The organism is uncultured Nostoc sp., from assembly GCF_937863485.1.
Classification (GTDB): Bacteria; Cyanobacteriota; Cyanobacteriia; order Cyanobacteriales; family Nostocaceae; genus Nostoc.
In genome coordinates this window covers 1-7,151 of record NZ_CALMFY010000100.1, presented here as the reverse complement: position 1 = coordinate 7,151, position 7,151 = coordinate 1, and the positions used below count along the sequence as shown (strand labels likewise).

Annotated in this window: 7 protein-coding genes; 4 read left to right on the top strand and 3 right to left on the bottom strand. The window is 42.1% G+C overall.

All coding sequences use genetic code 11. The features are described 5' to 3' along the window. Positions 1–405: 405 nt before the first annotated feature. On the bottom strand, positions 406–813 hold the full coding sequence (locus Q0541_RS13215; protein ID WP_298910927.1) for a hypothetical protein: 408 nt from the start codon (positions 811–813) through the stop codon (positions 406–408). A gap of 307 nt (positions 814–1,120) precedes the next feature. On the opposite strand from Q0541_RS13215, the gene Q0541_RS13210 reads away from it, so the two are divergent. Further along, complete coding sequence (locus Q0541_RS13210; protein WP_298910926.1) at positions 1,121–1,567, top strand: DUF2127 domain-containing protein; 447 nt, start codon at positions 1,121–1,123, stop codon at positions 1,565–1,567. Between the two features lie 152 nt (positions 1,568–1,719). Continuing rightward, positions 1,720–3,126 (top strand): 1-acyl-sn-glycerol-3-phosphate acyltransferase, encoded by a 1,407-nt coding sequence (locus Q0541_RS13205; protein ID WP_298910925.1) that lies wholly within the window; start codon positions 1,720–1,722, stop codon positions 3,124–3,126. Positions 3,127–3,134: 8 nt separating this feature from the next. Here Q0541_RS13205 and Q0541_RS13200 read toward each other — a convergent pair whose 3' ends face one another. Beyond that, entirely contained in the window at positions 3,135–4,268 is a 1,134-nt protein-coding gene (locus Q0541_RS13200) for a sulfate ABC transporter substrate-binding protein (protein WP_298910924.1), read from the bottom strand. Positions 4,269–4,430: 162 nt separating this feature from the next. After that, positions 4,431–5,312 carry a hypothetical protein gene (locus Q0541_RS13195; RefSeq protein WP_298910923.1) on the bottom strand — a complete coding sequence of 294 codons (882 nt, stop codon included), beginning with the start codon at positions 5,310–5,312 and terminating at the stop codon, positions 4,431–4,433. Positions 5,313–5,620: 308 nt separating this feature from the next. Between Q0541_RS13195 and Q0541_RS13190 the strand changes: the two genes are divergently transcribed. Beyond that, complete coding sequence (locus Q0541_RS13190) at positions 5,621–6,256, top strand: hypothetical protein (RefSeq protein WP_298910922.1); 636 nt, start codon at positions 5,621–5,623, stop codon at positions 6,254–6,256. 340 nt (positions 6,257–6,596) lie between these two features. Next, positions 6,597–7,151 (top strand): tetratricopeptide repeat protein (locus Q0541_RS13185; protein WP_298910921.1); only part of this gene is annotated, 555 nt, incomplete at its 3' end.

The following is a 7,151-nucleotide window of genomic DNA, read 5'->3' as shown; positions in this document are numbered from 1 at the left end:
GAGCAATTCGGCAGGCTCACTGTAAAACTTTGTCGTACCCCTACGGGGATCTTGCTAGCAAGAGCGTCTCCAAGAGTTGTGCGGGCTATTCGGCGTCGCACATACAAGTCAACCAAAAGCCCATTCCTTGATAGGGAATGGGCTTTTGGTTGACTTGCTAGACAATAGACCTCTTGCATAAGTCGAATAGACCCCCCTTAATCCCACGCCACTTGCTACAACGGAGGGAACCTCCGCAACGCAGTGGCTCCCCGATATATTGGGGGGAAACTTGAAATCTTGCGCCCTCCCCTTGTAAAGGGGAGGGTTGGGGAGGGGTGATTCAAGGATTTTTGCAAGAGGTCTAATGAGTTAGGGCAGAGGGGAGTTAGTATTGCATTTAAGTGCGCCTATCCAAAACCCTACTTAGCGAGAGGAATCTCTAGATAATGCAGTAAACTCTGACCTGACAGCACTTAGATAGTCTTGATCGTTCAAAATTTGCGGTGGTAATTTGTTAGCACTGACACCAGCCTTAACTAAATCTTCCGCAAGAATATTTTTGTTCTGACGTTCAAAGATCAGAGTTGCCCCACTGGGAATGCCTTGTTTTTCAAAACCACCTTGGTAAGCAAGAGAAACGAGATCAAAGGGTTTGAGGTAGCTGGAATTCTGGGAATCACTGTTTAATGTGTTAGAAGAGTTGATAGGTATGCTTGTTTGCCCAGCATCAGCATAGTTGTTATTTGTAAGTGGTTTAGCGTTAGCAATTCCAGATGTCAGCGCAAAAGTACCAAGAATAACTACAGAATTAATCAAAGTTGCAAGTTTCATACAGTTATCCTTGACCTTGTAAGGTTTAATTACTTTCTTTTTAGTACTAGTAACAGTGTTTCCTTTGTTATAACCCTTAACCTCCTATACTTAGCTCATCCGATGGGTTGAATTGTTTCTCACCCATTTGGGTGAGGCTATAAAGCTGTCAGGAATAGCGTAATACTCAAAATTGAGTTTACTTGTTTGCACAAAGGGGAAAATGGTAAAGATGGGGCGATTAAGTACTGCTACAATAAGCGTTTTAGTTGGCAGGCTCCAGAGCCAGTTAATCAAAGTTGGACTTATATATACTTAAGGGGGTTGTTTGAAAAAACGTCCATTGGGATTAGTGGTAATTGTTCTCTACAAAACATTTACCGCCTTGCTGCTTATGGCTACTGCGATCGCCTTATTATTGACATTAAAAAATTATCAAACTCTAGAGATTTTTTCAAACAATTATGTTTTAGAAGGAAAATCGATAATTATTGATTTGCTTTTAAAAAAAGTTATTAACTTAAATCCAAGAACCTTGGCCTTTAGCGGCATTGGCACAGGAATCTACGCTATTGTAACTACTATTGAAGCTGTTGGTTTGTGGTACGATAAACGTTGGGCACATGTCTTAGTATTGGTACTTGTCGGTATCAGTATTCCACCAGAGATTTATGAATTAATTCGGGGTATCTCTCTGATAAAAATAGTGATTTTCTTGTTGAACTTAGCCGTATTTTGGTATCTATTACGCAATTTTCCTAAACATCGAAAATAATTTTTTATTCGCTGATAGTGTCTATCGTTGGAGAGGTAAAACTGAGCCATGTCTGACAAAAGTGGCTTCCGTCCCTTAGAATTCTCTGTGCGTCGATGCAAAACCAAGACCCCACGTTGTACAATCGCTAGAAATGCAATCTGGAGAGCGACTTGCCCAAAACGATTCACTCTACTCAACCACCACTGAAATTTATTCCCCAACAGTTTAATCCGCTGATACTCCAGATTTTTCGCTGGTTACTGCCGATCGCACTACGGTTTCGCACTCGACCTTGGCTACCAGCTGGTATTGTCAGGATTGAAGCCAAAAATGTTGAGGTATTGGCTGAACTTTATCAGCAATTCCAGGCTGGAAAAATTCGCTTTTTGTTGGCATTTCGTCACCCAGAGGTGGAAGATCCCCTCTGTATGCAGTATTTGCTTTCTCGCATTGTGCCAGAGGTTGCTCGTCAAAAAGGTATTCGATTACAATCCCTGGTTCACAGTTATTTTCTCTATGACCGGGGGATGACGGTTTGGGCTGGAGATTGGCTGGGTTGGTTGTTTTCACGGCTGGGGGGTGTACCAGTTCATCGCGGTAGACGACTAGATCGCCAAGCTATTCAAACAGCACGGGAGTTGTTTGCTAATGCCAAACTACCGATCGCAGTCGCACCGGAAGGAGGTACTAATGGTCATAGTAGTATTGTTAGCCCACTGGAACCCGGTGTTGCTCAAATGGGGTTCTGGTGTGTAGAAGACTTACAAAAAGCTAACCGGACTGAGACTGTGATCATTGTGCCGATCGCCATTCAGTATAGTTACGTTCAGCCACCTTGGTCTAAACTGGATTGGCTGCTGAGTAAGTTGGAAGCTGATAGTGGCTTGCCGATAATAGAAATTGCTCGGGGCGATGGCGAAGAGATTTACTATCAACGCCTCTGTAGGTTGGCTGAATATCTGATTACCGAGATGGAAGTGTTTTATCGTCGCTTCTATCATCAAGACATTCCAAAAACCATCTCAACTGATGAATCTGCTAGTCCTAATCAGGTGTTGATTGCCCGACTTCATTGCTTATTAGATAAGGCTTTACAAGTTGCCGAACAATATTTTGGAGTTCAAGCGCAGGGTAATTTTATTGACCGCTGTCGCCGTTTAGAAGAGGCTGGCTGGAATTACATTTATCGGGAAGATTTGCCAGATATAAATACTTTATCACCCTTTAAACGTGGTTTGGCAGACTGGATTGCAGAGGAAGCAGACTTGCGAATGCGGCATATGCGGATAGTGGAAAGTTTTGTTGCAGTTACAGCTACTTATATTCAGGAACAACCGACGGCAGAACGATTTGCAGAAACAGCTTTACTAATATTCGATATGCTTTCTAGAATTCAAGATACAACCCTTCCAGGGCGACCTCGATTAGGTTTGCGACAGGCACAAATCACCGTAGGAGAACCAATTTCCGTTACCGAACGCTCTCAAAATTGTCAGGGCGATCGCTATGCAGCTAGACAAGCTGTGAGCGATTTGACAAAAGATTTGCAAATCGCTTTAGAGAAGATGATTAAATAACGAAACTTTTAAGACTTTTTAGCCCTAATTTTGTCAAATATTGCACCTTCATCAAAGAATTTCTTTTGAATCTCGTTCCATCCTCCTAAATCTTCAGCTTTAAAGATAGTTTTAATTTTGGGAAAATTGGCTTCCGTTTCTTTGGCGATCGTCAAGTCAACAGGACGAAATCCTAATTTAGTAAACTCTCGTTGCGATTCTGGGGTGTAAAGAAATTTGATAAATGCTTCCGCAATCGGCCGAGTCCCATGTTTATCGACATTCTTATCTACAACAGCAACAGGATTATCGATGGAGATATTTACATCGGGCACAACATATGAGATTTTCTCGCCATTTTGCGTTGATAAAATCATCTCGTTTTCATAGTTGAGCAAAACATCACCCTGACCATCTTTTAAGAATACTTCGCTGGCATTCCGAGCAGTTTTGGGTAATAAAGGTGCATTATTATAGACTTTGGCGATAAAGTCTATTGCTTGATTTTCATTGCCGCCAGTTTTTGTCACAGAACCCCACAGACTAAGGAAGTTCCAACGAGCGCCGCCGGAGGTTCTGGGGTCTGCTGTAACCACATTTACACCATCTTGGGCTAAATCTGTCCAAGTTTTGATATTTTTGGGATTACCCTGACGGATAGCGATTGCATTTAGAGATTTGGTAACAATTGCATCATTAGGCGCTTCTTTTTCCCAACCCGGTTGAATAAAACCTGCTTCAACAAGTTTATTAATATCAAGGGCAAGTGACAGGTGTACGACATCAGCTTCCTTACCATCAATTACGGCAAGAGTTTGGGAACCTGAGCCATCATAGCTTTGATTAAAAGTGATATTTTGGTTATGTTCTTTCTTCCACTGTTCGATAAATTTGGGAATGATCTGCTGGTATGCTGCATTAGTAACCGAGTAAGAAACAAAGGTTAGGGTTACATCACTCTGGGAAGCTGCGCCAGCATTACCAGTATTATTGACATTACGTGGAGAGCAGGCAGCCATCACGATACTCAAGCTAACTCCGACCAAGAATAGGGACGCAACACCCCACGCAGAATACTTGTACAACCATCGTATTAGTTGTACACGCCACTGTCTTGCAGCGTGTAAAGTTTTAACGATATAAGTCTGAACGAATTCAGTCAAATATCTCCTTGATTTTGGAGTCCGTTGCCCTTGGTTCATCAAATTTTTCCCCTGAATCTGCGGTAACTTGAGCTAGATGCTGTAGTTAAGGGGCATTATAAAACAATGGTTAAGGATAAATAACTTTTTATTAACCTAAATTTAAACAAGTTATTCAATATATCAAGGAGAACTAGTTTTGGAAGCTTCTGGACTGCGAATGATGATATGTCCCTTATCGCTTTCTTGAATAGCCAACACCGACGGTATCTCGTCAAGTTTTACATTTGAGGGCAATGCGCGAAACAAATAAATCCAGCCGCCACGTTCTAAGAGTAAGCGCCAGACTCGCGGCTGCTGTGGATTGCTGATATCATTATCTTCCCTGCCTCGCAAGTCGTCGAATAGACCCCGATCGCCAATTATGCGGTAGCCTTTCAAGGACGGATCGGCAAATATATCATCAAGTTTGCGCCCCACAGCAAACTTTTCTTCAGGTGTAATTAAGGCTACAACAGGCAAGGTGGAGTTTTGACCAGCGTCTCGTCGGGCATCATCAATGCCTTGCCAACGAGCTAACCAAAATATCACAATTAATACCCAGGATACTATTACTATCTCATTGACTAGCGATCGCAGAAATTCCACTGAGCGCAGTTGCCCAGAACTAAATTCAGCCAGAGATTTTAGCTGTTTAGCTGTCCATGAGCGTTTGCGTTGGGTAGCAGAGATGATGCGACTTAGTAGTAATTGACTTACAGAGACTACCGTATCACTGATGATTTTAATTAACCATAATGTAGCCTGAATTGCGATCGCAGCGATAAAAAAGGCGATCGCACTTTTGCATATTGTCCAACCATCTCCGAGAAATATTTGCAGGGGAACTATGAGAAAAGACTGTGCGGGTAAGTCGAGGGTATTGACTTCTAGTTGAAAAAAGTAGAAATATGACCAACGGTAAATCCAGCCTGCAAAAAAAAGCGCCGCACCCAGTAAGCCAAGTACACTCGTGAATTTACCTAAAATATTGGTTTCCTGGTTGGGGGTGGGGGTTTGGGTCATACGAGATATGGGGGAAATAATGTAGGGTGTGTTACCGCGAAGCGTAACGCACCGAGTTATATAGCGTTTTTTGTTTGTATGCAATAGACTTTGACCTCTCTCCAAACCTCTCTCCTTTTAGGAGAGAGGCTTTGAATCTTACTCCCCTTCCCTTGTAGAAAGAGAAAGGTTTTGAATCTTACTCCCCTTTCCTTGTAGGGAAGGGGCTGGGGGTTAGGTCTATATTGCACAACTGCAAACCGCTACAGATAAATAATCAGTTGATTTTAGTGATTTTACGGAAATTTGGTATAGGCCTTTGAAGTTTAATGAGAAAGTTAAATATAGTCAAATATACCGTTAAAGCCATGAAAGCTTTTTTCCAGGGATGGGTTGTGGCAATCTTAGTAATGGCAGCAGCGATCGCAGGAAACATCCAAGCTGTAATGAGCCAAAATGTCAAGACGGGAAATTCTTTGTTTGCACAGACACAAATCAAAGCAGATGAATTAGAACTTGCAGTAGCCTTACCAGAGTTAGCAGAGGTCTTGTTTAAAAAGGGTGAGTCAACAAGCAGTGGTCGGGTAATAGGAATTGATGCACAAGGGCAAGCACTATTAATTCAGCGTAATGGCAAAACTGCCAAAATTCCCCTGAGCCAAATTGCAAGAGTAGTTTTCAAGAAAGAAGCATTGGCTTACAGAAGTAATAGAAGTCCAATTATCCGGGGTGGGGGAGAACGTCCTACAGGCAAGCCAGTAACTTGGAGTGGTATACCTATAAATAATTTTACTCTAAAAAATTCTACTCAAGGTCAAGCGGTGGTGAAACTTAAACCACCTGTAGTTTCTACAGCACAGTTGCAGGGTATTCAATCAGTGGCTAGAAATCGGCAATATGTGGTAGATGAAATCCAGTTCAATTCGCAACAAAGAACGATCACTATTCTGGCAAAACCTTATTGAGCGTAAATTCTTTCATCTCTAGGGGCGTACATCTATACCCCTAACCATTTTGACGTTTCTAACGACAGACACGATGTTAATAACAAACATCGCAATATTAATAAGGAACATTGCGATGTTAATAACAAATATCACGATGTTCATCACAAACATCACGATATTAATAACAAACATTGCGATGTTTATCACAAACATCACGATATTAATAACAAACATTGCGATGTTCATCACAAACATCACGATATTAATAAGAAACATTGCAATGTTCATCACAAAGATCACGATGTTGGTAACGACAGCTTCTAGACCCAATTGAAAACAGCTACCTCTGCGCTATTCTATGAAAAAAATTATCAACAGTCTTTTGGCTGTGGGCGTTTGTCTAACGCCTATAACAGTAATGCTGATGGCTCAACCCACCTGGGGACAAACTCAAAACTCGCAAGCCCAAGAAGCAGAAAGACTGTTAGAGCAAGGGATAAAACTGACACAGCAACAGGAACACCAACAGGCAATACAAATATTTCAGCAGGGTTTAACCATTGCACGAGAACTCAAAGACCAAAAACTGGAAGCGCTCGCACTGCTTGGGCTTGGGCGTAACTACGACGATTTAGGAGAAAAGCAAAAAGCACTCGAATTTTACAACCAAGCTCTGCCCCTATATCGTGCTGTGGGCGATCGCTCTGGTGAAGCCACTACACTCAATAACATCGGTGGAGTCTACTCCGATTTAGGACAAAAGCAAAAAGCACTCGAATTTTACAACCAAGCTCTGCCCCTATATCGTGCTGTGGGCGATCGCTCTGGTGAAGCCACTACACTCAATAACATCGGTGGAGTCTACGACGCTTTAGGACAAAAGCAAAAAGCACTCGAATTTTACAACCAAGCT

Bases quoted from the DNA above. Each gene is read 5' to 3' on its own strand.
- Q0541_RS13215 (WP_298910927.1), bottom strand. From the start codon at position 813: ATGAAACTTGCAACTTTGATTAATTCTGTAGTTATTCTTGGTACTTTT.
- Q0541_RS13190 (WP_298910922.1), top strand. From the start codon at position 5,621: ATGAGAAAGTTAAATATAGTCAAATATACCGTTAAAGCCATGAAAGCT.
- Q0541_RS13195 (WP_298910923.1), bottom strand. From the start codon at position 5,312: ATGACCCAAACCCCCACCCCCAACCAGGAAACCAATATTTTAGGTAAA.